General features: G+C 38.8%; 18 protein-coding genes, 1 riboswitch and 1 other annotated feature. Of the genes, 1 reads left to right on the forward strand and 17 read right to left on the reverse strand.

Translation table 11 applies throughout. The annotated features are described in order from the left end of the window. Nucleotides 1-2 precede the first annotated feature (2 nt). The 14 genes from AC3WSO_RS18340 to zapA all read right to left on the reverse strand — a co-directional run bounded on the left by AC3WSO_RS18340 (nt 3) and on the right by zapA (nt 18,406). The gene (locus AC3WSO_RS18340; protein WP_492532811.1) at nt 3-1,229 is read right to left on the reverse strand and encodes an aspartate kinase; all 1,227 of its coding nucleotides are present in this window, start codon (nt 1,227-1,229) and stop codon (nt 3-5) included. Between the two features lie 220 nt (nt 1,230-1,449). Next, nucleotides 1,450-1,628, reverse strand: a riboswitch (Lysine riboswitch). A gap of 551 nt (nt 1,629-2,179) precedes the next feature. Then, nucleotides 2,180-3,976, reverse strand: coding sequence for an excinuclease ABC subunit UvrC (gene uvrC / locus AC3WSO_RS18345; protein ID WP_492532813.1), 1,797 nt, complete (start codon nt 3,974-3,976; stop codon nt 2,180-2,182). A gap of 496 nt (nt 3,977-4,472) precedes the next feature. Next, nucleotides 4,473-4,784, reverse strand: a complete 312-nt coding sequence (trxA, locus tag AC3WSO_RS18350) for a thioredoxin (protein ID WP_004226420.1) — start codon at nt 4,782-4,784, stop codon at nt 4,473-4,475. A gap of 133 nt (nt 4,785-4,917) precedes the next feature. After that, nucleotides 4,918-6,267, reverse strand: coding sequence for an amino acid permease (locus tag AC3WSO_RS18355; RefSeq protein ID WP_492532815.1), 1,350 nt, complete (start codon nt 6,265-6,267; stop codon nt 4,918-4,920). A 186-nt stretch (nt 6,268-6,453) separates the two neighbouring features. Beyond that, nucleotides 6,454-6,687 (reverse strand) — a binding site (T-box leader). Between the two features lie 395 nt (nt 6,688-7,082). Continuing rightward, on the reverse strand, nt 7,083-8,060 hold the full coding sequence (locus tag AC3WSO_RS18360; protein WP_492532817.1) for an electron transfer flavoprotein subunit alpha/FixB family protein: 978 nt from the start codon (nt 8,058-8,060) through the stop codon (nt 7,083-7,085). 51 nt (nt 8,061-8,111) lie between these two features. Beyond that, the gene (locus AC3WSO_RS18365) at nt 8,112-8,885 is read right to left on the reverse strand and encodes an electron transfer flavoprotein subunit beta/FixA family protein (RefSeq protein WP_492532818.1); all 774 of its coding nucleotides are present in this window, start codon (nt 8,883-8,885) and stop codon (nt 8,112-8,114) included. Nucleotides 8,886-9,002: 117 nt separating this feature from the next. Continuing rightward, nucleotides 9,003-9,776 carry an enoyl-CoA hydratase gene (locus AC3WSO_RS18370; RefSeq protein ID WP_492532820.1) on the reverse strand — a complete coding sequence of 258 codons (774 nt, stop codon included), beginning with the start codon at nt 9,774-9,776 and terminating at the stop codon, nt 9,003-9,005. A 14-nt stretch (nt 9,777-9,790) separates the two neighbouring features. Continuing rightward, a complete protein-coding gene (gene fadR, locus AC3WSO_RS18375) occupies nt 9,791-10,372 on the reverse strand; it encodes a fatty acid metabolism transcriptional regulator FadR (RefSeq protein ID WP_079563171.1) in 582 nt (193 codons plus the stop codon). Between the two features lie 164 nt (nt 10,373-10,536). Next, nucleotides 10,537-12,228: an AMP-binding protein gene (locus AC3WSO_RS18380; protein ID WP_492532822.1), complete on the reverse strand. Its 1,692-nt coding sequence runs from the start codon at nt 12,226-12,228 to the stop codon at nt 10,537-10,539. Nucleotides 12,229-13,011: 783 nt separating this feature from the next. Next, nucleotides 13,012-13,425 (reverse strand): DUF350 domain-containing protein, encoded by a 414-nt coding sequence (locus tag AC3WSO_RS18385; RefSeq protein WP_197144741.1) that lies wholly within the window; start codon nt 13,423-13,425, stop codon nt 13,012-13,014. A gap of 21 nt (nt 13,426-13,446) precedes the next feature. Further along, nucleotides 13,447-15,813 (reverse strand): endonuclease MutS2, encoded by a 2,367-nt coding sequence (locus tag AC3WSO_RS18390; protein WP_492532824.1) that lies wholly within the window; start codon nt 15,811-15,813, stop codon nt 13,447-13,449. 18 nt (nt 15,814-15,831) lie between these two features. After that, complete coding sequence (gene polX / locus AC3WSO_RS18395; protein WP_492532826.1) at nt 15,832-17,541, reverse strand: DNA polymerase/3'-5' exonuclease PolX; 1,710 nt, start codon at nt 17,539-17,541, stop codon at nt 15,832-15,834. Between the two features lie 59 nt (nt 17,542-17,600). Next, a complete protein-coding gene (locus AC3WSO_RS18400) occupies nt 17,601-18,140 on the reverse strand; it encodes a CvpA family protein (protein ID WP_492532828.1) in 540 nt (179 codons plus the stop codon). Nucleotides 18,141-18,145: 5 nt separating this feature from the next. Continuing rightward, nucleotides 18,146-18,406 (reverse strand): cell division protein ZapA, encoded by a 261-nt coding sequence (zapA, locus tag AC3WSO_RS18405; RefSeq protein WP_476425303.1) that lies wholly within the window; start codon nt 18,404-18,406, stop codon nt 18,146-18,148. A gap of 133 nt (nt 18,407-18,539) precedes the next feature. Here zapA and rnhC point away from each other — a divergent pair, with 133 nt between their 5' ends. Then, nucleotides 18,540-19,466, forward strand: a complete 927-nt coding sequence (gene rnhC, locus AC3WSO_RS18410) for a ribonuclease HIII (protein WP_492532830.1) — start codon at nt 18,540-18,542, stop codon at nt 19,464-19,466. A 125-nt stretch (nt 19,467-19,591) separates the two neighbouring features. Here rnhC and AC3WSO_RS18415 read toward each other — a convergent pair whose 3' ends face one another. The 3 genes from AC3WSO_RS18415 to pheT form a co-directional block, all read right to left on the reverse strand. Further along, nucleotides 19,592-21,559, reverse strand: a complete 1,968-nt coding sequence (locus AC3WSO_RS18415; protein ID WP_492532832.1) for a methyl-accepting chemotaxis protein — start codon at nt 21,557-21,559, stop codon at nt 19,592-19,594. Between the two features lie 242 nt (nt 21,560-21,801). Beyond that, nucleotides 21,802-23,769 carry a methyl-accepting chemotaxis protein gene (locus AC3WSO_RS18420; protein WP_492532833.1) on the reverse strand — a complete coding sequence of 656 codons (1,968 nt, stop codon included), beginning with the start codon at nt 23,767-23,769 and terminating at the stop codon, nt 21,802-21,804. A gap of 241 nt (nt 23,770-24,010) precedes the next feature. Beyond that, the gene (gene pheT, locus AC3WSO_RS18425; RefSeq protein ID WP_492532835.1) at nt 24,011-26,428 is read right to left on the reverse strand and encodes a phenylalanine--tRNA ligase subunit beta; all 2,418 of its coding nucleotides are present in this window, start codon (nt 26,426-26,428) and stop codon (nt 24,011-24,013) included. Nucleotides 26,429-26,437: the final 9 nt, after the last annotated feature.

The following is a 26,437-nucleotide window of genomic DNA, read 5'->3' on the forward strand; positions in this document are numbered from 1 at the left end:
TTTTATATGTAAAGCGCTTGTTCTAAATTAAATTCGTCATGTAAAGCATTTGCTGCGCGAACCATTTCGTCCTGAGGAACAACGACGGATACTTTTATTTCAGAAGTACTTACCATTTTTACAAGGATATCTTCACGACGTAAACGATCAAACATACGGGCTGCCACCCCCGGATTAGATGCCATTCCTGAGCCAATAATAGAGACTTTCGCTAAACCGATTTCAAAATCAGCAAAACTAAACCCTAGTGATACTTTACTATCTTCTAGGACACGTAATGCATCCGCGAACTCCTCTTTTAAAATAGTAAATGATACAGTCGGCTTTAAGCCATCAATTATTGCTTGTACGATTATATCAACGTTTATGCGATTTTCTGCAAGTATTGTGAACATATCTGCTAACGAAGCATTAGAATAAGCATCATACCCTACCGTTAGGCGAATAACGTCTGACTCATAGGCAACACCACGTACAATTAAATTTTTCTCCATTTTAACTTCCTCCTTCAATAAAGTACCTTCTGTATCTTTTTCGTTTGACCGAATGGTAACTGGGATTTGATACTTCTTTGCTATTTCTACAGCGCGTGGGTGTAAAATTTGTGATCCTAAGTTTGATAGCTCTAGCATTTCATCATAGGAAATTTCTTTTAACTTTTGTGCCCTAGCAATCTGACTTGGATCAGCTGTATAGACACCATCCACATTCGTATAAATATCTACGCACTTCGCCTCTAATGCTGCAGCAATAGCTAAAGCCTTCGTCTCCGCACCACCTTTACCAAGCGTCGTAATATTCCGTGAGTTATTGATCCCCTGTTCCCCTGCAACGACGACGATTTTCCCCTGAGTAAACTGTTCTTCTATTCGACTAGCTTCTATCTCATTAATTCGTGCATTGCCATACACCGCATCGGTTTGAATACCTGCCTGCCAGCCTGTTAATGACACTGCATCGTAACCTTCTTCCTGCAAAGCAATTGCCACTAATGCACTTGATAGTTGTGAGCTTGTTGACAATAGTGTGTCTAGTTCACGTTTAGACGCCTTGTCTAATAGATTACAAGCCATTTTTGCTAATTCTTTAGACGTCCCTCTCATTGCTGTAGTGACAACGACAATATCAAAACCACTTTCCTTTTCTGCAATCACCTTTTTTGCAACATCTTGTATGTGTTCAGTTGATGCTAATGCAGCACTACCAAATTTCATCACAATTCTCTCCATCCTTTTCATTCTCCTTCGTATTTAATCATTTCGCTGATAATAAAGTAGCTATATAATTTTGCAGCTTTTCACAAAAAAACATCGCAAAAGCAAATAACACCCTTCAACTCTTAGGTAAGAGTAACAGCCTTGAAAAAATGTTGTTTCGAGAAATCTAAAAAGGCAGCTCTCACATAACGTGAAAGCTGCCTATAACATGTACAATAAAAGTAACTTGCGCATGTGTGATAGCTCTCCGAAACGTTTAGAATCGACAGTCTTACATCTCTTAAATGTAAAACCAGCACAGCATCGGAAACAACGATGCTCCACTTCGGCAAGTTCCCCTTTCATACACTTTCACTGGACTTGTTCGTCCTCGTATGTACTACTCTTGAACCTTGCACCTCTATCATCACTAAATAGTGATTGTATTTAATTGAATCTTAGTGAAGGAATTTCCAATTTAATAAGTAGAAACTACTTATTAACTAAGATGCTGTGTATGAAATCGCTATATTGAATAGCTATGTTATATACAAACCTTAGCATACGTCTAATCCTTTGACAATTTCTCTTGTTTAAAATCAATTTCGCCTTGGCGTAATTGCCGCTGTCGCTTTGCTTTCGCGCAGATAAATAATACGTCCGAAATCGACTTTGTGCTTAGGTCTTCAGATGTTTTTTTGTGCGAAAGCGAAGCAATAGCAACAACACGAGGGCCGACACGAAGTCGGTCATTTCGGTAATACCACAAGAAATGGTATTTTTACCGATGCAAGTCAGTTAGCCGTTATCGTATGGATACGATGGTTTTAGGCTAACATCCCCTCAGAACTCCTTTCTGATTCCATGACATCCGTCGGAGGCTCTATTTTCATTCAGCAAATGTCTTTTGTACCGAAAGTGTAGCGACAGGTACAGATGTTTGGACACCCACCGAAAAGGAATTCCATTTACATTCATCTCATTTACCCTTCAGAGGTAGTATTTTCTGCTGAATGAAAATAAGTATGAATATTGCTAGCTAGACTAGCTGGCATCCCCGCTTCCTGTAAGGCTTGCATACTTGCCTCACGAATTTTTTTGACAGAGCCAAAATGCTTAAGTAATTGCTGTTTTCGCTTTGGACCAACTCCCTCTATTTGGTCGAGGACAGATTGTATAGCATGCTTCTCGTGCTGCTGTCGTAAGAAAGTAATAGCAAAGCGGTGTACTTCGTCTTGAATTCGTTGCAGTAAATAGAAGCCATCACTTGTGCGCTTTAATGCAATTACTTCAGGTGGATCACCAAATAGGAGCTGAGATGTATTATGCTTGTCATCTTTTGCTAATCCGGCAATTGGAATGACAAGGCCGAGCTCATCCTCTAATACTTCCCGCGCGACTTCCATTTGCCCCTTCCCACCATCAATTAGTACTAAATCTGGTAAAGGTAGACCTTCCTTTAATACCCGTATATAGCGACGACGGATCACTTCCTGCATTGCCCCGTAATCATCGTGCTTGGCAGCTGTACGTGTTTTGTATTTTCGATACTCCTTCTTTGCAGGTTTTCCATCGATAAATACAACCATTGCAGATACAGCATCTGTTCCATGCATATGACTATTATCGAAAGCTTCGATCCGTAAAGGCACAGAAATGCCCATAGCATCACCGAGCGCCTCACATGCTCCTATTGTGCGTTCTTCCTGACGTTCAATAAGCTGGAACTTCGCTGCTACAGCAATTTCAGCATTTTTAATCGCTAAATCAACAAGCTCTTTTTTTTGCCCTCGTTTTGGTGTAAGTACCTTCACTTCTAATAATTCCGTTAAAATATCCGAATCAATAGATTGAGGGATAAAAATTTCTTTAGGCTTAATATGCTCTAACTTGTCATAAAAGCGCCCAACGAACGTTAAAAATTCCTCTTCTGCATCTTGATAAATCGGAAATATCGAGACATCTCGCTCAATCAGCTTTCCTTGACGGACAAAGAAAACTTGCACACACATCCAGCCCTTCTCAACTGCATAACCAAATACATCGCGGTTAGTTGTATCACTTGATACGATTTTTTGTTTTTGCATGACTGTATCAATATGTGCAATTTGATCGCGAAATTCCTTTGCACGCTCAAACTCTAAATTTTCTGCGGCAGCTAGCATCTTTACCTCTAGCTCTTTTTTAACTTCTTCAACCCCACCATTTAAAAATTTTGTCATATCTTCAATCATATCGTTGTAAGTGTCAACATCAATCTCTTTCACACAAGGAGCTAGACATTGCCCCATGTGATAATACAAACAAACCTTTGAAGGAAGTTGTACACATTTTCGAAGAGGATATAAACGATCTAGCAGCTTTTTCGTCTCACTTGCTGCATACGCATTTGGATATGGACCAAAATATTTTGCCTTATCCTTTTTCACTTTTCGTGTTGTAATAAGTCGTGGATGTTTTTCATTTGTAATTTTTAAATACGGATACGTTTTATCATCCGTCAACATAACATTGTATTTCGGGTCATGTAGTTTTATAAGATTAAGCTCTAAAATTAATGCCTCGATATTGGAGGATGTCACAATGTACTCAAAATCTTCTATTTCGCTTACAAGTCTCTGCGTTTTCCCTTCATGCGTACCAGTAAAATACGAGCGTACTCGATTTTTCAGTACTTTTGCTTTCCCGACATAAATAATAGTACCTTGTCGATCTTTCATCAAATAGCAGCCAGGCTGATCTGGTAAAATTTTAAGCTTTCGTTTAATTAAATCATTCATCGCCTACCTGCCCCCCTTTTTGTTAAAACTAGCGTTCTTTCCTTTTTATAGAGCTTTGCACACCACATTGCCCTATCCATAGCTCTCTCTTTATTATATAACGAAAAAAAGCCAAGCACATCTATTGATGGCTCGACTCTTTTTTTCTTACAGAATCAATTGTGCCTCGGCATAATTGCGTCCGGAATCGGCTTTGTGCTTAGGCCTGCACGAGGGCCGACACAATGTCGGTCATTTCGGTAATGCCACAGGACGTGGCGTTTTTACCGATGCAGGTCAGTTAGCCGTTTTCGCATGGAAGCGATGAATTTAGGCTAACATCCCCTAAGCACTCCTTTCCGATTCCATGACATCCGCCGGAGGCTTTAACTCTTTCAGCGGGTGTTTGGACACTCCTGAAAAAAACTTAAATTGGCATTCGTCTCATCCTATGTAATTGGGAGACTTCTGTACCTGTCGCTACGCTTTCGGCACAAGAGACATTTGCTGAAAGAAGTTAAGCATGTTTTGCGATAAATGCTTCTAACGCTTCTTTTGGTTGGAAACCAACAGTTTTGTCTACTAATTCACCGTCTTTGAAAAGTAGTAAAGATGGGATAGACATAATTTGGTATTGTGCTGCAGTACCTTGGTTGTTATCTACATCTACTTTTACAATTTTAGCCGCACTACCTGCAGCATCCATTTCTTCAAGAACTGGTCCAATCATTTTACAAGGTCCGCACCAAGCAGCCCAAAAGTCTACTAGTACTAACCCTTCTTTAATATCATCTTGGAAAGTTGCATCTGTTGCATGTACAATTGCCATTTGAAATCCTCCTTAAACTTACTATGTTTGTAGTATAGCATGGATAAATTCTCTTGAGCGAACAATCTGCCTAGTATGCATAATTTATGAAAATTTAGGTCGAATAAGACATTAAGTTCATTTTTAGTGTAGCCTAATCTTCTTGAAAACGACCTTTAAAGACATAGGTTAACGTAATAAAGAGATAAATAGCTAAAGTAATACCTGTGACGATAATAGATGTTGTGAAAATAATACCAATTAGGATTGCACTTAACGCAATAATAGCTATCCAAGTTGTGTAAGGAAACCATTTTACTGCATAGGTACTTGTTTTTTCCGGCTGTTTTTTACGCGATTTCAGATGTGCAATCGCAATAATTAGCCAAATAAATAACACAGTATATCCAAGTGAACCCATTAGGAAATCAAAAGTTCTGCTTCCCGCAAATAAAGAAAATATTACAGCTATATATAAAGCAAAGGTACACATTAATATGGCATATACCGGAACTTTTCTTTTTGATAAATATGCAAAGATTTTAGGAACACGCCCGTCTACAGCTTGTGTATACAAAACTCGCGATGAACCATAAAGCCCCGAGTTCATTGACGAAATAATTGCGAGTAAAACAACAGCATTCATAATATGGTCAGCACCAGGAACCCCAACCATTTTAAAGACCATCACAAACGGACTTTCCGGCACCCCGTTTACTTCATTCCAAGGAATCAAGCTAACGATAATAAAGAAAGGAACTAAATAAAAAGTTACAATACGTACTAATGTACTGCGAACAGCTTTTGGCACTACTTTTTCAGGATTTTTCGTTTCAGCTAATGTAATACCAATAATTTCAGTACCACCATAAGAGTAAATAACTACAAGCATTGCAGAAATCAATCCCATTGATCCGTTCGGGAAGAAACCACCATGTTCCGTTAAATTAGAAAAACCAACCGCTGTATGATTACCAAAAGTAACAAGCAATAAAATTAATCCCGCTATAATGAACACCACAATAACGGTAATTTTAATTAATGCCAGCCAATATTCAGTTTCAGCAAAGACTTTCACTGATAACAAGTTTACGGCTGTAACTAACACCGAAACAGATAATGCAAGTATCCAAATCGGGTAATCTGGCAACCAATATTGAATAAAAATGGCCGCAACTATAGATTCTGCAGCAATATTTAACACCCACATTTTCCAATAGATCCAATCTAGGAAATAAGCTGGATACTTTCCTAAAACAGCTTGCACTAGGTCTCTAAATGTTCTGGCTTCGCTATTACGGACTGCCATTTCTGCTAAACCTTGCATAACAAACAGCAGGATAATCCCACCAATTAAGTACGCAATAAGTACTGATGGCCCTGCCATATCAATAGCTGCACTACTTCCTTTAAATAACCCTGCACCAATGGCACCACCTAAAGCCATCATCGTAATATGCCGTGAGGTCATCGTTCTTTTTAATTTCTGATTGTCGTTTTCCATTTCCTTACCTCCTAAAATCAACAAATGCGCTAAAGCGCTCGTTTACATCCGACAAGCGCTGGAGAGCCCAAAGCAAAAGTAAGCGCGCCTCCACTTTTGCCCGAGGGATCGAAGCGACCTCGAGGATGTAGCGCTTTAGCCTAGACGAAAAAAGGCATATCGTCTGTTCCTCCATTAACAAATGAAAGAAGAGACGATATGCCATAAGCAAACCGCGGTACCACTCTAATTGGTTCTTTTAGAACCCTACTTAAAAACCTAGTAACGAAGGTTAACCGTCCAACAAATAGAATATTCTGCAAATTCCATTTATTTCACCGCTCATAGGCAAGTTCAAAGTCTTATTGGACTGCGTTGCACCAACCCGCAGCTCTCTTCACCAAATAATGAGCTTTTACTACTCCTAATCTTTGCGTTTCTTTTTTGAATAAAAATCAATTATGCCTCGGCATAATTGCGTCTGGAATCAGCTTTGTGCTTAGGCCTGCGTGATGCAGATCAGTTAGCCGTTTTCGCATGGATGCGATGATTTTAGGCTAACATCCTATGTGAACTCCTTCCTGATTCCGCGACATCCGCCGGAGGCTTTGGGCCAACATGATGTTGGTCACTCCGTCGTGGCCACAGGACGTGGCGTTCTTAAACTGAGTTCCTTTATTTCAGCGAGTGTTTGATCCGCTGAAAAAAGTTAAATTAATATTCATCACTATACGTTCAAAAATTAATTATGTCAACATTTTATTTTGCAATAACTTCAAAAAGTCAAAAAATTCGACAAAAAAAAGCAGGGAAGATACATCCTCCCTGCACATTTATTATGCGTTCACTTTTAACGCTTTAAATTCTTCGATTAGAAGAGGTACTACTTCAAATAAATCGCCTACGATACCGTAGTCCGCAACTTTAAAAATATTTGCCTCTGGATCCTTATTAATCGCAACGATTACTTTTGAATTTGACATTCCCGCTAAGTGCTGAATTGCTCCAGAAATACCCGCTGCAATATAAAGGTCTGGTGTTACTACCTTACCTGTTTGACCAATTTGAAGTGAGTAGTCACAATATTCAGCATCACATGCACCACGTGAAGCTCCAACTGCACCACCAAGTAAATCCGCTAGTTCTTTTAATGGTTCAAAGCCATCCTCCGACTTTACGCCACGACCACCTGCTACAACAACTTTTGCCTCGGAAAGATCGACACCTTCTGAAGATTTACGTACAACTTCTTTAATAATTGTACGAAGGTTTGTAATATCTACAGTAAGAGAAGTGATGTCACCAGATTTTCCTGCTACTTTTTCTAACGGCGCAATATTATTTGGACGAACTGAAGCTAAAACTAAGCCGTCTTTTACTTTCACTTTTTCAAAAGCTTTACCAGAGTAAATTGGACGGATGAATACAACATCATCACCAGTACCTTCCATAGACGTTACATCAGATACAAGACCTGCTTGTAATTTACTTGCAATTTTTGGTGATAAATCTTTACCGTTTGCAGTATGACCAAACACGATACCTGTTGGCTTTTCTTCCTCAATTACAGCTAATAAAGCTTGACCATAGCCATCAGATGTATATTGTTTTAAGTGTGGATGCTCTACCGTTACAACACGGTCAGCACCATATTCAAATAATGGACCTGTTAAACCGGCTACAGCATCTCCTAAAAGAACACCAACAACCTCACCGCCATCAGCGATTTGCTTTGCAGCAGCAATTGCTTCGAAAGAAACATTTCGTAAGCTTCCTTCACGAACTTCACCTAATACTAATACTTTTTTTGACATAGTATATTCCCTCCGTTACCCTTTAAGATTCGATTTGTGTCATCAGATGACTTAAACTACTTTTGCCTCTGTATGAAGTAGGTTTACAAGCTCTTTTACTTGAGCAGAAAGTTCGCCCTCAAGAATACGACCTGCTGCCTTTTGAGCTGGTAAGAAAATATCAACTGTTTTTACCTTAACTTCTACATCATCTTCATCGATATCTAAATCATCTAACTCAAGTTCTGCAAGCGGTTTCTTCTTCGCTTTCATGATCCCTGGTAAAGATGGGTAACGTGGCTCGTTTAAACCTTGCTGAGCTGTTACTAAAAGTGGTAAAGATGTCTCGATTACTTCTGAGTCACCTTCAATATCACGTACAATTTTCGCAGATGTTCCATCAATTTCAAGCTTTGTAATTGTTGTAACATAGTTAATGCCTAGTAAATCTGCAACACGAGGTCCTACTTGGCCAGAGCCTCCGTCAATTGCAACGTTTCCTGATAAAATTAAATCAGCGTCTTTATCTTTTAAATATTCAGCTAAAATATATGCTGCTGCATTTTGATCTAATTCATCTAGATCATCTTCTGTATTAATCAGAACCGCTTCATCAGCTCCCATTGCAAGAGCTGTGCGTAATTGCTTCTCTGCATCTTCGCCACCAATTGAAACAACTGTTACTTTACCGCCTGCAGCGTCTCGTACTTGAATAGCTTCTTCAATGGCATACTCATCGTAAGGATTGATGATGAATTCTGCGCCATCCTCTTGGATTTTACCACCCGACACAACGATTTTTTCTTCTGTATCAAACGTACGTTTAATTAATGCAAAAATATTCATATATCCATACCCCCTGAAACGATTTTTATTTCTAAGTAAACTTATAAATATTATATATTTTCAGTGTCGGTAACGTCGATAACACTCTTTCAAGTCGCTATCGACACTGATGGAATATTATTTACCAGTAAACACAGGCTCGCGTTTTGCAATAAATGCTTGAATTCCCTCTTTTGCATCTTCCGAAACGAATACTGTACCAAAGGATTTTGCTTCCGCCTCAATCCCTTCATAGAATGAAGCATGCTTTGCATATTGCAATGTTTGGATAGCTGCTTTTAAAGCAACCGGACTCTTCTTCGCAATTTTCTTTGCTACCTTTAACGTTTCTTCTAGTAATGCTTCATCAGTAAATGCACGATTTGCTAAACCCCATTGTACAGCTTCTGTACCAGAAATCGGCTCACTTGTGAACATCATTTCTGCAGCTTTTGCAACTCCTACATATCGCGGTAGACGTTGTGTACCCCCAAAACCTGGAATAAGTCCTAATTGTAATTCAGGTAGTCCTAATTTCGCAGATTCTGTCACAAAGCGCAGATGACAGCTCATCGCTAATTCTAGGCCCCCGCCTAGTGCAGCACCGTGAATTGCAGCAATAATAGGTTTAGAGAACGTTTCAACTCGCTCAAAAACTTGTTGACCATTGCTCGCTAGCTTGGAAAATTCATCACCAGAAACAACCTCTGTAAACTCTTTAATATCTGCACCTGCTGAGAAGAAACGACCTTCGCCATGAAGTACAAGGACACGTACAGTGTCATCATTTTCTACTTCATCTAGCACAGCATTTACTTCGGCGATGATTCCGCGAGATAATGCGTTTGCTGGTGGGCGTGCAATTGTAATAATCGCTACTCCATCCACTGCTTTCCAACTTAGAAATTCCATTTCTCCACATCCTTTTAAGCTTTAATACCGTTCAAGATTAATGCCTGAACTTTTGGAACCTGCTCTATCAAATCATATCGATATTCATTCATAACCCACGACGTAATAGTTTCGTCAATGGTTCCAAACACCATTTGACGCGCCAAGCGCACATCCATCGTTTGATTGAACTCACCTGATAGCATACCTTCGATTAGAATTTGATCAAGTAATTTTAAATACTCTCTTAACACCGAATTAATCTTTAGTCGTAAATCTTTATTCGATTGTCGTAGTTCCAATTGTGTGACGGTTGCTAGGTATCGATCTGTCGCTAGAACATTAAAATGATTTGCGATCATTCGTGAAAGTTTGTCCTTAGACGTACTTCCATTTTCTATTATATCTTGTAATGACTCTACAAAAACAGCCATTTTTTCATTAAAGACAGAAATTAATATATCTTCTTTATTTTTAAAATATAAATAGATTGTTCCATCGGCCACCCCTGCCTGTTTAGCAATCTTCGATACCTGTGCTTGGTGATACCCATTTTCTGCAATAACGATGACAGCTGCATCAATAATTTGCTTATATTTTGGCTTATCACGTTTCACCTTTATATCACCACCTAAAAAAACTTGCACACGCCCCATTCATGCTGATGTATTGCAAAGGATGTGACGTGGTAACCTAAAAAAATATGAAAATATGAATGGTCATTCATTCATATTTTCATATTATAATTTACAACTTTGCTTGTCAATACTTTACCACGTATTTATTTTGCTTCTTTATTCACCAATTTCGTTTTTTCCTCGTCTACTAACGAACGACGCAAAATTTTCCCAACAGCCGTTTTCGGTAGCTCATCTCTAAACTCATAATAGCGCGGAACTTTGAAAGCGGCTAAGTTTTGACGGCAATATTTATTTAATTCGTCTTCCGTAATCGAATATCCTTCTTTTAAAACAATATAAGCTTTTACCGTTTCTCCTCGATACGGGTCTGGTATGCCCGCAACTACACATTCTTGGATTTCTTCTCGTTCATATAATACTTCCTCTACCTCACGAGGGTAAATATTAAAACCACCTGCGATAATGATATCCTTTTTACGGTCAACTACATAGAAATACCCTTCTTCGTCCATATAGCCCAGATCGCCTGTTAAAAACCAGCCATCTACGAACGACGCTGCTGTATCTTCAGGGCGATTCCAATAGCCTTTCATAACCTGTGGTCCCTTTACAGCTATCTCTCCTACCTCACCGACTGGAAGTGCCTCTGTATCCCCTGTACGTAAAATCACTGAATCCGTATTTGGCCAAGGTAAACCAATTGAGCCCATAACACGCTTACCCCAAATTGGTGTAGCATGTGTGACAGGAGAAGTTTCTGTTAACCCATATCCTTCTACAAGTTTTCCCCCTGTTGCCGCTTCAAATTTCTCCTGCACCTCTACTGGCAATGAAGCAGAACCACTTAAGCATGCTTTTATAGACGATAAGTCATACTTTGCAATATCCGGATGATTTAATAGACCAATATATAAGGTCGGTGCACCCGGGAAAAGAGTCGGTTTTTGCTTATCTATCGTTTTCAACGCTGTCTCTGCATCAAACTTTGGTAATAACACCATTCTATTTTGCGTGAAAACGGATAATAACATAACAGTAGTCATACCATAGACATGGAAGAATGGTAGGATGCCCATAATGGTTTCCTCTCCATGTATACATTTATACATCCATGTATCACACATCGTTGCATTAGCAATTAAGTTTTTATGAGTTAGCATTACACCCTTAGGAAAGCCCGTCGTTCCACCTGTATATTGAAGCAGTGCAATGTCCTCTTCAAAATCAAATGGAATATCAATCATTTTGATGGGAGCGGAGCGCATAATTTCTGTGAATAAATGATTTTGACCACTATGTTCAACCTTGACACTAAAACCGTACTGCTTTTTTTGAATATATGGATATACCAAATTTTTAGGAAATGGTAAATAATCTTTAATAGCTGTGACAATTACATTTTCAAGCGCAGTTTCTTTGATAATTTTCATAACACGTGGATACAAAATATCCATCAATAAAATTACTTTCGCACCTGAATCAGCCATTTGATATTGAAGTTCACGCTCAGTATAAAGTGGATTTGTTTGTACGACAATCGCTCCAGCATACATTGCCCCGTAGTAAGCGATTACACTTTGTGGTGAGTTTGGTAGCATAATCGCTACTCGGTCTCCCTTTTCCACCCCAAGGGCTTGTAAATAGTTTGCGAACCTAAGCGATGACTCATATAACTCAGTATACGTCAAATCCTTTCCCATAAAATGAATCGCAACTTTGGATGGATTCTTTTTATAGGCGCGTGTCAAAAACTCTTGCACAGGAATTTCCTCAAACGTTAAAGACGATGGTACTTCTTCAGGATAATTTGATAGCCATGGTTTTGTTGTCATACGTCCTCTCCCCTTTGTTCCAAACTTTGTAAACTCTTATTTTAATTATAATGAAAAAGAAATACTCTTTCAAACATAAAATAGAAAATAAATGCATTTACGATTAATTATTATGCAATTAACAACATTTATATAACTGTATTTCTTGGGGGTTAGATCGATATACTTTATGAATACTAATTCACTCTTGCTTTTTTTATACTCTAGACTGAGTTCATATTTCTATATTCGAAAAATAATTTTTTAATGCTAACTTTTAGATAGATGAAGGAATGTTAATAGATGTTAGTAGTATTTTGCGATGGTTCATATGAGGTTGATGTAACTTATGATTTTTTCGGGGAGTATTATTTATTAATGCGATGACACAATCAGCTGGCTGCTTCCTCTCCGGACCTGTGCAGTTCTTCACTCATCTGAGCCGTTTTCGAAGCTACTCTAGATATTTAGAAATAAGTACTTATCGCTGTGGCTTTTCTTTCCGCTTCTTTGACTGTTCTATCCAGGAATTTGACGCTTCTATCCACGAATTCGGCTGTTCTATCCACGTTTTTGACGCTTCTATCCATCGTTTTGGCTCTTCTTTCCGTCGCCCCGGCTTCTTTCCGTAGATAGACATCCGAGTAGCAGTTCTTCTCCTCACCCTATCAATAAAAAAAGCGCATCCTCCTAAAAGGATGCGTTTTTTGTTTAAACGGTCATCATATAATAGACACCGACTGCCAAAAATGCGATGCAGACAACGATTAGTACTTTTGCTAATTTCTCCATGTCATTACACTCCTATGCAATACTTGCCCCAATAACAAACGATAGACCGACTGAAATGGTAAAGGAAATGAAGCCGACTGAGCGATTGTCATTTGCGATTTCTTGATCGACATTAAAACGTGGTGTCATAAATTCAAATAAGAAATACGCCACAATTAATAACGTAAAACCAAAAAGGCCCCAGCCAATCATTTCACTTAAAGTACTATGGCGCGCAATAGAAAAGCGAAAAATATTACAGATTCCTAGAATTTTTCCACCTGTTGCGAGTGCCACAGCGATATTACCTTTTTTAATTTCTTCCCAATTTTTATATTTCGTAACGACTTCGAACAATGCCATCGAGACGACTAAACACAATACGACAACACTAAAATATCCTGCCGTTTCGATAATTGGATATCGCCAAAAGCTAGAATTCAGCATTTTCTCCGTCCCCTTTACAGCTTATTTCAATTCCACAACTGTGACGCCTAAGCCCCCCTCGCCGGCTTCACCAAAACGGAAGGATTTTACACGCTTATGCTTTTTCAAATAGCTTTGAATTCCTTGACGTAGTGCACCTGTACCGACACCATGAATAATTGATACACGCCCATAGTTAGCAAGCAAGGCATCATCAATATATTTTTCTGTACGTAAAATGGCGTCTTCATATCGTTCGCCGCGTAAATCTAATTCTAATTTTACATGGTTGCTGCGATTTTTTACACCAGCCATACGTTGCACAGTTTCTTTTTCTGGTTTAATGTACTCTAGATCACTATCGGAGATTTTCATTTTCAAAATACCCATTTGGACAACCCATTCGGAATTCGATACTCTTTCGAGCAATGTTCCCCGTTGTCCATAGCTTAACACCTTTACCTCGTCTCCGACAACTAAGTTTTGTGCACGGGCCTTTACTTGTGCTGCTTTTTTCAGCACTTTGTTGTTTTCAAGCGGTGTAGCTTCTTCCAATCGTTTACGAGCTTCGATGAGTTCATGCTCCTTAACAACTTGGTCTGCATTTTTGCGCATTTCTCGAAGCTCTGCAATAATTGATTCTGCTTCTCTTTTTGCTTCATCAACAATTTTACGTGCTTTTTCTTTCGCTTTTTTATCGAGTGCCTCTTTACGGTCTTCGTAAGCTTGTAGTTTTCCTTGTAGCTCTTTGCGAAGGGCTTCAGACTCTATCATTAATTCATGAGAGCGTTCAGCATCATCTTCTGATTGGCGACGAGTTTCTTCAAGTGAAGCAATCATGGACTCCACCTCATGGCGATCTGTACCTGTAAAGCTTTTCGCACGGTCAATAATCGACTCAGGTAAGCCTAAGCGACTTGAAATTTCAAATGCATTGGAGCGACCTGGTACTCCGATTAGTAGACGATATGTTGGACTCAATGTCTCGATATCGAACTCTACACTCGCATTAGCAACTCCTGGACGATTATAGCCATATGCTTTTAGCTCAGGATAGTGCGTCGTTGCCATCACGCGGGCACCACGACCATGTACTTCATCTAAAATGGAGATGGCTAGAGCTGCCCCCTCCTGAGGATCTGTACCGGCACCTAATTCATCAAATAGTACGAGTGATTCGTCATCAAACTTTTGTAAGATATCTACTATGTTGACCATATGAGAAGAGAATGTTGACAGTGATTGCTCAATTGACTGTTCATCCCCAATATCCGCGAAAAGCTGTTTGAAAACAGCAAGTTCTGAACCATCAAGTGCAGGCACTGGTAATCCAGCCTGTGCCATTAATGTACACAATCCAACTGTTTTTAAAGTGACAGTTTTACCACCAGTGTTTGGTCCGGTAATGACAATTGCCGTTATATCTTTCCCGAATTCAATATCATTAGCAACGGCCGTTTCAATCGGTAATAGTGGATGACGTGCACGCACAAGTCGAATGTAACCATCGTTATTCATTTTAGGCATTGTACATTTGTTCGCTTGACCGTACTTGCCTTTAGCTAAAATGACGTCAATCTCGCCTAGTACTTTTACTAAGTTAAAAAGATCTGGAGCTACTTCCTCAACCATCGCACTTAATGCAAGTAAAATGCGTTCAACTTCAGCTTGCTCTTTCATTTTTAAGCGATGAATTTCATTATTCGCTTGAACAACCGAATCTGGCTCGATAAATAGTGTTTGACCAGAAGATGATTGATCATGCACAATCCCACCATAATGATGACGGTATTCTTGCTTAACAGGGATAACAAAGCGATCATTTCGAATCGTTACAAGTGTATCTGAGAGCATTTTTGAAGCATTGCTCCCGCGTGTAAGGCTTTCCAGCTTAGATCGTACTTTAGCTTCCTCAGCGCGCAAAGATTGGCGAATGGATCGCAACGTTTGGCTTGCAGAGTCTAAAACTGAGCCGTTTTCATCAATACAGTTATTAATTTCATGCTGCAAGCCCGTCAAAACAGGCATTGCTTCCTTTTTGGCGATGAAATGAGGAATATTAATCACTTCTTCTGATTCTATATCTTCAATAAAATTACGAAGAATTCTACTAGCTCGAATCGTACTTGATACTTCCATTAATTCCACCGCTGAAAGCATGCCCCCGATTTGTGCACGCCTTGCAGCTGGTCGTACATCAAAAATCCCACCCATTGGTACATTGCCTTTAACACGTAAAATGGATAGTCCTTCGTCCATTTCTTCTAATAATTGAACAACCTTTTCATAGTCTGTCTGTGGTACAAGTTCATCAACGGCAGATTTACCGATTGAAGAAGTACAGTATGTAGCCACTTGCTGACGTACTTTATCATATTCTAGTGTTTTCAATGCGCGTTCTGCAATCACTGAGAACACCTCCTCAACCTATTTATTTCGTCGAATAAACGCTTCAAATTGTTCTCGCGTCCATGTATTCACAATCATATCCTTTTTCAACAATGCCCTGTTTGCGTAGCGTACTCCGATATCCATAAAGCGTAAATGAGCAATATCGTGGGCATCCGTATTGATTGCTACGGGCACGCCAGCTGTTAAAGCCATTTCTAAATGCTCAACACATAAATCAAGACGATATGGATTCGCATTTAACTCTAAAATTTTACCATACTCCTTCGCCCAAGCAATTAATTGCTCCATATCAGGATTATAGCCAGTACGATCTTCAATAATGCGGCCAGTTGGATGTGCAATCATATGAACATACGGATTTTGCATCGCCGTCAGTAAGCGCGCCATAATTTTGTCCTGCGATTGTGTAAAGCTAGAGTGAATAGAGGCAATGACGAAGTCTAACTCTTTCAGCACATCATCTTCAAAATCGAGTGAACCATCTGGCAAAATGTCCATTTCTGTCCCCGCATATAAATGGAAATCTGGATGTGCCTCATTAAATGCCTCAATTTCAGCACGTTGCTTTGTTAAACGCTCTGGCGTTAAACCATTTGCTACTTTTAAAAATTGTGAATGGTCAGTAATAACGCTATATTGATAGTCACGTTCTATTAATGCCTCGCCCATTTCAGCTACAGAGTATGCACCATCAGACCACGTCGTATGCATATGTAAATCTGCTTTAATATCTTCTAATTTCACAAGATCTTGAATGTCATCCGTTTTATCAAATTCCGTTGTTCCTGTACGCAAGCTAGGTGGGATAAATGGTAAATCAAAATGCGCAAAAAATTCTGCTTCATCCTTAAACGTTAAAACAGTGCCATCCGCTTGTTCCACACCGTATTCACTAATCTTTTCACCACGGGCTTTTGCAATCTGACGCATGCGGACATTGTGATCTTTCGAGCCTGTGAAATGATGTAAGGCCGTTGCATATTCAGCATCTTTCACTAATCGAAAATCTACACTTACAGGCTCTTCTAAATCTAAAATAACTGAAATCTTTGTATCACCAGCAGCTACTACTTCTTGTACAGAAAGCTTATTCAGTAGCTTTTCACGTACAGCCTCAACTGCTTCCGTTACAACAATAAAATCAATATCTTTACTTGTTTCCGCTGCACGGCGGAAGCTTCCAGCAACAGAAAAACGCTCAACTTCTTCCATACTACCTAGAAGCGCTTCAATTTGTAAAACAACTGGCTCTAGCTGCCAAATCGGTAAACGTTCTGATCGGTTTGATAAATTTGCAAGTTCTTTTAAAATTTTTTCTTCAGTTTTTGCCGCAAACCCTGCTAGCTCACGAACTTTACAAGCTTCACAAGCGGCCTTTAAACTTTCGGCAGAATCAATTCCTAACTCTTGATGAAGCTTAGCTATTTTTTTACCACCTAAGCCTTGAAGTTTTAATAACGGCAACAATCCTTTTGGTACAATGTCTTCTAATTCTTTTAATAAGCTCGATTCACCATTTGTTATTAGATCTTCAATAACAGCAGCTGTACCTTTACCTATACCTTTAAGCTTTGTTACATCCTCCATCTCACTCAATGAGCGCTCGTCTCCCTCAAGTGCAGCAGCAGCTTTTCGAAAGGCCGACACTTTGAATGGATTTTCCCCTTGTAATTCCATATACAATGCAATCTTTTCTAATGTGCGAATAATTGTTTTTTTGTTCATTGGGGATTCCTCCTATCGTAAAAACACTTCCCTCAAAACCGAGAGAAGTGCACAGTTTGCTATTGCGTATAAATATACCACCAGTTTTGGAACATGCTCGTAATAATTGGGGTATGCTCCAAAATGAGACCACTTAACAACGACTTCGACATTAAACTTTGGATAGAATCAACTGGCAATAAAGCAAGAATGTAAAGCAAGATAAACATAATTAAATAGTTTTCAATCATGCCTAACAATGCTCCAAGCCAACGATTCACTGTACCTAATACAGGTAAATACGCTATAAAATCAAAAATCGATGCCACAATTTGCATTGTAATTTTCACCGCAAAGAATATGACAGCAAATGCAATGACACGGTAAAAAGTTCGGTCTATATCCAAGCTATCAATGACTACTCCAAGACTACCTGAATCCGTTACCCCTGGATACGGGACCCAAAACACCATTTTTTGTGCTAATGGTTTATAATAGATATACGCAACAATTAGGGCAACTATAAAGCTAACAATATGCATCATCTGTACAATGAAACCACGTTTTGCTCCAACGATGAGCCCGGCTAATAGTACCGCTAATATGATTAGATCTAACATTCACTTCAACCCTTTAATTTTTTCACTTCTTCTTCTAGTTGCTCCATTCGTTCTTTTAATAGTAAATAATCGTGAACGGTATTTACTGCTGTAAGAACGGCAAGCTTTGTGCTATCAAGAGAGGGATTATGTACAATCATTTCGCGCATACGGTCATCAACAATAGAAGCGACAAGTCGCATATGTCCGATGGATTCAGAGCCGACCATTTTATATGTATGACCGTATATTTCCACAGAAATTTTATTCTTTTCTTGATTTCCCATAGTCGCACCCCCCTTTTTAATTTTTGTGCTCACGATTTTTCCGATTGTGAGCAACTTACACAAAAAAGCTATTTATTATCATACCATGAAAGGTATAAAATTGTGAACAACGAGGACAGAAAGGAACGAGAAAATGGCAAATATTGTACTTTCAATATCAATAAATATACAAAAAGAGGTGATGTCCTACTACGCAAATCATTTTGTAGAACGTAAAGCACCAGGGGTAATCTTTGCTGCAAAGCTCCCTGATACAGCCATTACGATGTACAAATCAGGGAAATTAATGTTCCAAGGGGGAGGCGCTGAGCGAGAAGCTGCACGCTGGGGAGACGTAGAAGTAACAAACACTCAGAAAACATCATCGATTGGAGCAAAGGGTGACGCCCTGCCAGAAGGTTTTGCTACGATGTCGGTGCTAGGCTCAGATGAAACAGGTACTGGCGATTACTTTGGTCCAATTACAGTTGCAGCCGTATTTGTCCCTTCATCAAAAATTGCGCTTATTAACGAACTTGGTGTTAAAGACTCCAAAATGCTAACAGATGATTACATGCGTAAAATAGCACCCGATTTACGTGCAGCTTGCGTCCATAGTGTGCTTGTACTACGCAATGAAAAATACAACGAATTACAGTCACGAGGCTACTCACAAGGTAAAATGAAAGCTATGATGCATAATAAGGCACTTAAAAATACACTGTCAAAAATGGCTCCCGAAAAACCAGAACAGATCTTGATAGATCAGTTTGCGGAACGTGGCGTGTATTACAATTATTTAAAAAATGAACGAGATGTTGTTCGAGATGATGTGCTATTTTCTACGAAGGCCGAGCAATTACATGTTTCAGTAGCAACTGCATCGATATTAGCTCGTGCGGCGTTTTTAAAAGAAATGGACCGACTGAGTGAGATTGCTGGGATAGAGTTGTTGAAGGGGGCTTCAGCAAAAGTAGATGCCTTAGCAGCTCGCATTTGGAGAAAACAAGGTGAGGAATTTTTACGTTGCATTACGAAATGGCATTTTGCGAATACTGAGAAAGCTAAAAAGATGAAATAAATTGAACTTATAGACAAAAAATTTCGCTATACTCCCGCAGATTACAAGTTTTATATAACTTGCTTTCTACTGGAGTTAGCGAAATTTTTTATATAAAAAACTTATCAAAAAGTTTTCGTTTCAACTTAATATTTGAATTGTTGAATCGTTTGTTGAAGATTTTCAGACATTTTAGCAAGGGTAGCGGCTGATACTGCGATTTCCTCCATAGAAGCAAGTTGTTCCTCAGTTGCCGCGGAAATATTTTGTGCACTTGCTGTAGTTTCATTCGTTTGTTCAAGAACACTTTCAATCCCCATCGCCACTTGATTGGCGTGTTGAGACATAACTTTAGATGCTTCTGAAATTTGTCCTATTTCAGAGGTTACACTTTGTACATTCGTACGGATCTCTTCAAATGACTTTCCTGCCATGTTTGTTATACCAATCCCCTTGACGACCTCAGCTGATCCAGCAGCCATTGATTCAACTGCTAGATTTGTATCTTCTTGAATCTGTGAAATAATATCTTTAATTTGCAGCGTGGATTGTGCGGATTGTTCAGCTAGCTTTCGTACCTCTTCAGCTACGACCGCAAAACCTTTTCCTTGTTCACCCGCACGTGCAGCTTCAATTGCTGCGTTTAAAGCCAATAGGTTTGTTTGATCAGCAATTTGGGTTATAGCCTCAACAATGTGCTCAATTTCGTGAGAACGCTTGTCTAATGTTTGCACTGTATTTTCTAGTGTTTGTACAGTATTCTGAATCATGGTCATTTGCTGAACAGCTGTTTGAATAGTCTCATCACCGATCATAACAGCGTCCATAGCTTTATTAGACATATCACTTACTGCACCTGCTTTTGCAGAAATATGCTGAATAGATGATGACATTTCCAGTACAGCACTATTACCTTCACTAACAGTCTCTGATTGCATATCAATCGTCTCAGCAAGCGTTTGAATGGAATCAACAATTTGTGATGTTGCTCGCTTATTCTCTGCAGTACTTGCAGTCAGCTCCTCTGAAGAGTTGGCCAATAAATTCGATTTCTCACCAATATTACCAACTACTTCACGTAATGAGGAAATCATTTTATTAAAAATAGTAGCTAATTTCCCTATTTCATCATTTCTTCTTATGTCGATAAAGTTACGTAAATCGCCGTTTCCTACTTGTTCAGCAACTGTAGATAGTTCTTTTAGTGGACGAATGATTGAGGCAATGATCATACCACCAATGATCCCACAAATAATTAAAGCAGTAACAATGACTGCTATTGTCGATTTTAAAATTGGCGCTGTGACAGCTGTGACATCCGCTACATCCATAACACCGATAATTTTCCACCCTGTTAGTTTATTAGTAGTGAAAAATACTTGATGCTCCTCGCCATCTTCCTGAATTGTAAAGTTACCTTCTTCTTTTCCTTGCATCTTCTCTATGTACGAATCTTTCAGCTTAGTTCCTACTTCAACATTCGGATCTGCTATCGTAAAATTATTGGCATTCACTAATGAGGCATAGCCACTTTTCCCAATCTCTACAGCATCTACGAGCTCCGCAATTTCACCAAGTTTCAAATCTATGGAAACAACCCCGGATTTGTCACGCAATCCTGCCGCTACAGTTAAAGTTAAATCACCTGAAATATTTGATTTATATGGATCCATCACGACGCCTTTACCTGGCGATTCCATAGCCTTTAAATACCAGGGGCGCAAAAACGGATTATAATCAGAAGGCATTTCATGATATGGATTTCGTAAAAAACCATGGCCTTCTAGAGTTAACGCAACCACTGAAACACTATTATGTAAAGCATTGTATTTATCTAATTCCTTTAATGCAGCAGCATCTTGCCAATCCTTATTAAAATAAGCAGCCAAATATTGTGCATCACTTATGATTGGGGAAATTTCTTTTGTTACTAAAGTATTTATTAAATCGACATTCTCACGAGATTTATCACTTAATTCGTTATAATATAGGTTATCTGATTTCATATATGAAAATGTACCAATTGCAATACTCGGAATTAATAGTGCCATTGTAATCGCCCAGATTAACCGAGCACGCACAGATAAGCTTTTTCGTTTTCGATACTCTTTCAAAATCATTATCTCCTCTTACTATTTTTTACTATCCAATTTCTACTATACACATAATAAATACTTAAGATTTATTTTTTGTTATTTCAAAATATTATTAAAAACACGAAATATCCAAAAAGTATACAGTGGCTGCTTACTCAGAAAATATTAATACGTTCGCATGACGGTCATCCAACTAAAAAAGCTGCCTCATTACGAGACAGCTCATAAAAAAATTATTATAATCGGATTTTAGTTTAGCCTTAATATTTAAACTGTTTAATTGTTTGTTGTAGATTTTCAGACATTTTAGCAAGGGCTTCAGCCGATGCAGCGATTTCTTCCATAGAAGCAAGCTGTTCCTCTGTTGCGGCGGAAATATTTTGTGCATTTGCTGTATTTTCATTTGTTTGCTGAAGCACACTTTCAATTCCGATTGCCACTTGATTGGAGTGTTCAGAAATAACTTTTGCTGTCTCTGAAATTTCTCCTATTTCATAGGTTACGCTTCGTACATTATCATTAATTTCTTTAAATGACTTTCCTGCCATATTTGTTACTTCGATTCCCTTTACGACTTCAGCTGAGCCAGCAGTCATTGATTCAACTGCTAGTTTTGTATCGGTTTGAATATAACCAATGATATCTTTTATTTGCATTGTTGATTGTGCGGATTGCTCTGCAAGCTTTCGTACCTCATCAGCAACAACTGCAAAACCTTTACCATGCTCACCAGCACGAGCAGCTTCAATTGCAGCATTTAAAGCTAAAAGATTTGTTTGATCAGCAATTTGCGTAATTGCCTCTACAATTCGTCCGATTTCATTTGAACGATCGCTTAATGTTTGTACCGTACTTTCCAGTTCCTGAACAGTACTTTGAATCATTTCCATTTGGCCAATTGCTGTTTGAATAGTTTTGTCTCCTATCATAACAGCTTCCATTGCTTTATTCGACATTTCATTAACGGTATCGGCCTTTACTGCAATTTGTTGAATCGATGAAGACATTTCAAGTACAGCGTTAGTGCTGTCATTAATTGTTTCTGCTTGCACATCAACCGTTTCAGCGAATGTTTGAATGGAATCAACAATTTGTGATGTAGCTCGTTTATTTTCTGATGTACTTGCTGTAAGTTCCTCCGAGGATGAAGCTAACTGATTTGATTCCTCACCAATATTACCAACTACGCCACGCAAAGATAGAATCATTTTATTGAATATACCCGCCAATTTACCTATCTCATCTTCTCTATTAATTTCAATTAAATTGCGTAAATCACCGTCTCCTACCTGCTCAGCTACTGTTGACAACTTCTGTAATGGCTGAATGATTGATCTTATAATGACGGCACCAATGATTCCAAATATGATAAGAGCAATAGCAATGACTGTCATAGTGTTTGTTAAAATTGGTTTTGTGACAGTTGCTACATCTGCTATATCCATAGTACCAACGATTTTCCAACCTGTTAGTTTATTGGTAGTGAAAAATACTTGATACTCTTTTCCATCTTCCTTAATGGTAAAACTACCATCTTCTTTTCCTTGCATCTTTTCTATATATGACTTTTTGAGTTCCGATCCTGCCTCTAACTGTGGATCAGCAATAATAAGATTATTGGCATTTACTAATGTAGCATAGCCATTATCACCAATTTCCACTGATTTCACTAGCTCGGAAATTCCGTCTAAATTTAGACCAATAGAAATAACCCCTGAACGATCCTGTAAACCAGCTGATACTGCTAATATTAATTCCCCTGTAATCGTTGATTTATATGGATCAATCATAACGTTTTTGCCAGGTGATTCAATAGCCGTTAAGTACCATGGTCGCGTAAACGGATCATAATCAGTTGAAGATTCAGCTTGTGGTTCACGCATAAATTTATGCCCCTCAATTGCCAAATTGACTACAGAGACGTTGCTATGTAAAGCATTATATTTTTCTAATTCCTTTAAAGCATCTGCATCTTGCAGATTCTTATTAAAAGATGCAGATAAATATTCCACATCACTTTGAATAGGTGATATCTCATTTGAGATGAGTGTATTTAATAAATCTACATTTTCGCGTGAGCTTTCACTTAATTCCTTATGATATTGATCAGAAGACTTCAAATACGAAAACGAACCAATAGCAATGCTTGGGATTAAAAGTATCAAAGCAAACGCCCAAATTAATCGGGCTCGCACGGAAAGGCCTCTTCTTTTTCGATGATTTTTCATAATAACTACCACCCCATAGTAAAATTTTCTATCCAAAACTTACTATACACATAATAAAGATCAAAAATTTATTTTTTGTTATTTCTAAATATTGAAGAAAAACTTAAATGTGAGAATTAGCTTAAAATATCTTCTCTACCTTTTTCTCATACTCCTGCGAAAACAACCTTGTAACAGTCTCATGATGTTAATAAAACAAAAAGCTGCCTCATTACGAGACAGCTCACAAAAAATTATTAATTTAGCGTACTTCTGTGCCTTCAATTGTTGCAATAGCTTTTAACACTTTATTATGTGCTGCAACAACCTCTTCATCTGTTAATGTACGTTCTGGATCGAAGTATGTTAGAGAGAATGCCACTGATTTTTTACCAGCTTCCATTTTTTCACCTTCATATACGTCGAATACACGAACGTCTTTCAATAATTTCACGCCTGCAGAACGAATCGCAGTAATAACCTCACCAGCAGTTGTTGCACGGTTCATGATAAGCGCAATATCACGAGACATTGCTGGGAAACGAGGCACTGGCGTATAGGCAAGAGGTGCTTCTTGTGCATTAGCATTTAATAATGTTACAAGATTCATCTCCATTACATACGTGTCTTTTACACCCCATGCTTTTTGTTCTGCTGGATGTAATCCACCGATAATGCCGACTTGTTCACCATCAAAAAGAATGCTAGCAGTACGTCCTGGGTGTAATCCATCTACTTCAGCTTTCACAAATGAAATACGGTCCTCTAAACCAAGCTTACCGATAACACCTTCTACAATGCCTTTTAAGACGAAGAAATCAACTGCTTTTTTCTCACCCTGCCAAGCATGGTCAAGCCATTTTCCTGTTACTACTGCCGCCACATGCTCTTCCTCATATGGTAGCCCTTCTTCTGTTTGACCAAGGAACACTGAACCAATCTCATACAATGCCACATTGTCAGCCTTACGAGCAACATTATAAGCAGCAGCTTCAATTAAATGCGGGATCAGACTTTGACGTAGAGTTGAACGGTCCTCGCTCATCGGCATTAGTAAACGTGTTACTGGCTCAGCTTTCAATGCAAAGCGTTGTGACAATGCCTCTGAAGTTAATGAGTAAGTTACAGCTTGGTAAAGACCTGCGCCTTCCATATAATTACGAACTACACGACGATTCGCTTGATATGGTGTTAGACGACCTACTTGGTTTGCTCCCTCTGGTAAAGTCAGCGGAATTTCATCATAGCCGTATAGACGAGCAATTTCCTCTACTATATCTTCTTCAATTTTAATATCTTGACGACGTGTTGGTGCATCAACGATTAGTAAACCATTTGCTGCTTCTACACCAAATTTAAGACGCTCTAAAATAGATAGCATATCTTCTAATGAAATTTTCATACCTAAACGTTCATTAATGAAATCTGGAGAAACGACAACACGTGCTGGTGATTTATCTAGTTCATCAACGATGCACGTTCCTTCTAACACTTCACCACCAGCTAATTCAGCTAGTAGTGCAGCAGCGCGCTCTGCAGCAGGTAACACACGGTTAGGGTCTACACCCTTTTCAAAGCGAGCAGAAGCATCTGAACGAAGTCCAAGATGACGCGATGTTTGACGTACAGATAAGCCGTCGAAGTAAGCAGATTCGATTACAACTGTTGTTGTAGAATCATTTACTTCTGAGTTTGCACCGCCCATTACACCTGCGATAGCTACCGGCTCTTTGCCATTTGTAATGACTAAATCTGTAACTTTTAATGTGCGCTCTTGCTCATCTAAAGTAGTAATTTTTTCGCCCTCTGTTGCTTTACGCACTACGATTTCACCTGTTGCTAGGCTATCGTAGTCAAAGGCATGAAGCGGTTGACCGTATTCCATTAAAATGTAGTTCGTTACATCGACAACGTTATTATGCGGGCGTACACCCGCTGCCATTAAGCGGTTTTGTAGCCACATCGGTGATTCTGCAATTTTTACGTTTTTCACAACTTTTGCTACATACATTGGGTTTGCTTGTAAATCTTCCACTCGTAGCTTTAACATGTCTTCTGCTTTTTCAGAAGAGGTGCTGTAGGCGATTTCTGGATACTTCACTTCTTCAGATAGAATTGCGCCAACCTCGTACGCTACACCTAGCATAGACAATGCATCTGAGCGGTTTGGTGTTAGGCCAAGCTCTAATACTGTGTCACGTAGACCTAAAATAGCAAGGGCATCTGAACCAACCTCAGCATCGGCAGGAAGCACATAAATCCCTTCAGAATATGCTTTAGGTACAAGTTTACCTTCGATTCCTACCTCTTGTAATGAACAAATCATACCGTTTGATTCATGTCCACGAAGTTTTGCTTTTTTTATTTTAATGCCGCCTGGTAAATGTGCACCTGGACGAGCGACAATTACTTTTTGACCAGCATCAACGTTTGGAGCACCACAAATAATTTGTTGTGGCTCAGCTTCACCAACATCCACTTGGCAAATATTTAATTTATCAGCTTCTGGATGTTTCTCTTTTGATACGACATAGCCGACAACAATTTTATCCATTCCGTTAGCACGATCAATTACTGCATCTACTTCAATTCCAGAGCGCGTAATTTTTTCAGCTAACTGTTCAGACGTTAAATCCTGTACACTTACATAATCTTTTAACCATTCTAATGATACTAACATTTTTTATCC

Source organism: Lysinibacillus sp. EB106-09-02-XG168, assembly GCF_058791475.1.

What these genes read in the sequence shown, in the direction of transcription:
- AC3WSO_RS18340 (WP_492532811.1), bottom strand. Translation starts at nt 1,229, where the DNA reads ATGGAGAGAATTGTGATGAAATTTGGTAGTGCTGCATTAGCATCAACT.
- AC3WSO_RS18355 (WP_492532815.1), bottom strand. Translation starts at nt 6,267, where the DNA reads ATGGAAAACGACAATCAGAAATTAAAAAGAACGATGACCTCACGGCAT.
- AC3WSO_RS18380 (WP_492532822.1), bottom strand. Translation starts at nt 12,228, where the DNA reads ATGACAACAAAACCATGGCTATCAAATTATCCTGAAGAAGTACCATCG.
- zapA (WP_476425303.1), bottom strand. Translation starts at nt 18,406, where the DNA reads ATGGGAAATCAAGAAAAGAATAAAATTTCTGTGGAAATATACGGTCAT.
- AC3WSO_RS18365 (WP_492532818.1), bottom strand. Translation starts at nt 8,885, where the DNA reads ATGAATATTTTTGCATTAATTAAACGTACGTTTGATACAGAAGAAAAA.
- polX (WP_492532826.1), bottom strand. Translation starts at nt 17,541, where the DNA reads ATGAACAAAAAAACAATTATTCGCACATTAGAAAAGATTGCATTGTAT.
- AC3WSO_RS18370 (WP_492532820.1), bottom strand. Translation starts at nt 9,776, where the DNA reads ATGGAATTTCTAAGTTGGAAAGCAGTGGATGGAGTAGCGATTATTACA.
- uvrC (WP_492532813.1), bottom strand. Translation starts at nt 3,976, where the DNA reads ATGAATGATTTAATTAAACGAAAGCTTAAAATTTTACCAGATCAGCCT.
- trxA (WP_004226420.1), bottom strand. Translation starts at nt 4,784, where the DNA reads ATGGCAATTGTACATGCAACAGATGCAACTTTCCAAGATGATATTAAA.
- AC3WSO_RS18400 (WP_492532828.1), bottom strand. Translation starts at nt 18,140, where the DNA reads ATGTTAGATCTAATCATATTAGCGGTACTATTAGCCGGGCTCATCGTT.
- AC3WSO_RS18385 (WP_197144741.1), bottom strand. Translation starts at nt 13,425, where the DNA reads ATGCTGAATTCTAGCTTTTGGCGATATCCAATTATCGAAACGGCAGGA.
- pheT (WP_492532835.1), bottom strand. Translation starts at nt 26,428, where the DNA reads ATGTTAGTATCATTAGAATGGTTAAAAGATTATGTAAGTGTACAGGAT.
- rnhC (WP_492532830.1), top strand. Translation starts at nt 18,540, where the DNA reads ATGGCAAATATTGTACTTTCAATATCAATAAATATACAAAAAGAGGTG.
- AC3WSO_RS18360 (WP_492532817.1), bottom strand. Translation starts at nt 8,060, where the DNA reads ATGTCAAAAAAAGTATTAGTATTAGGTGAAGTTCGTGAAGGAAGCTTA.
- AC3WSO_RS18420 (WP_492532833.1), bottom strand. Translation starts at nt 23,769, where the DNA reads ATGAAAAATCATCGAAAAAGAAGAGGCCTTTCCGTGCGAGCCCGATTA.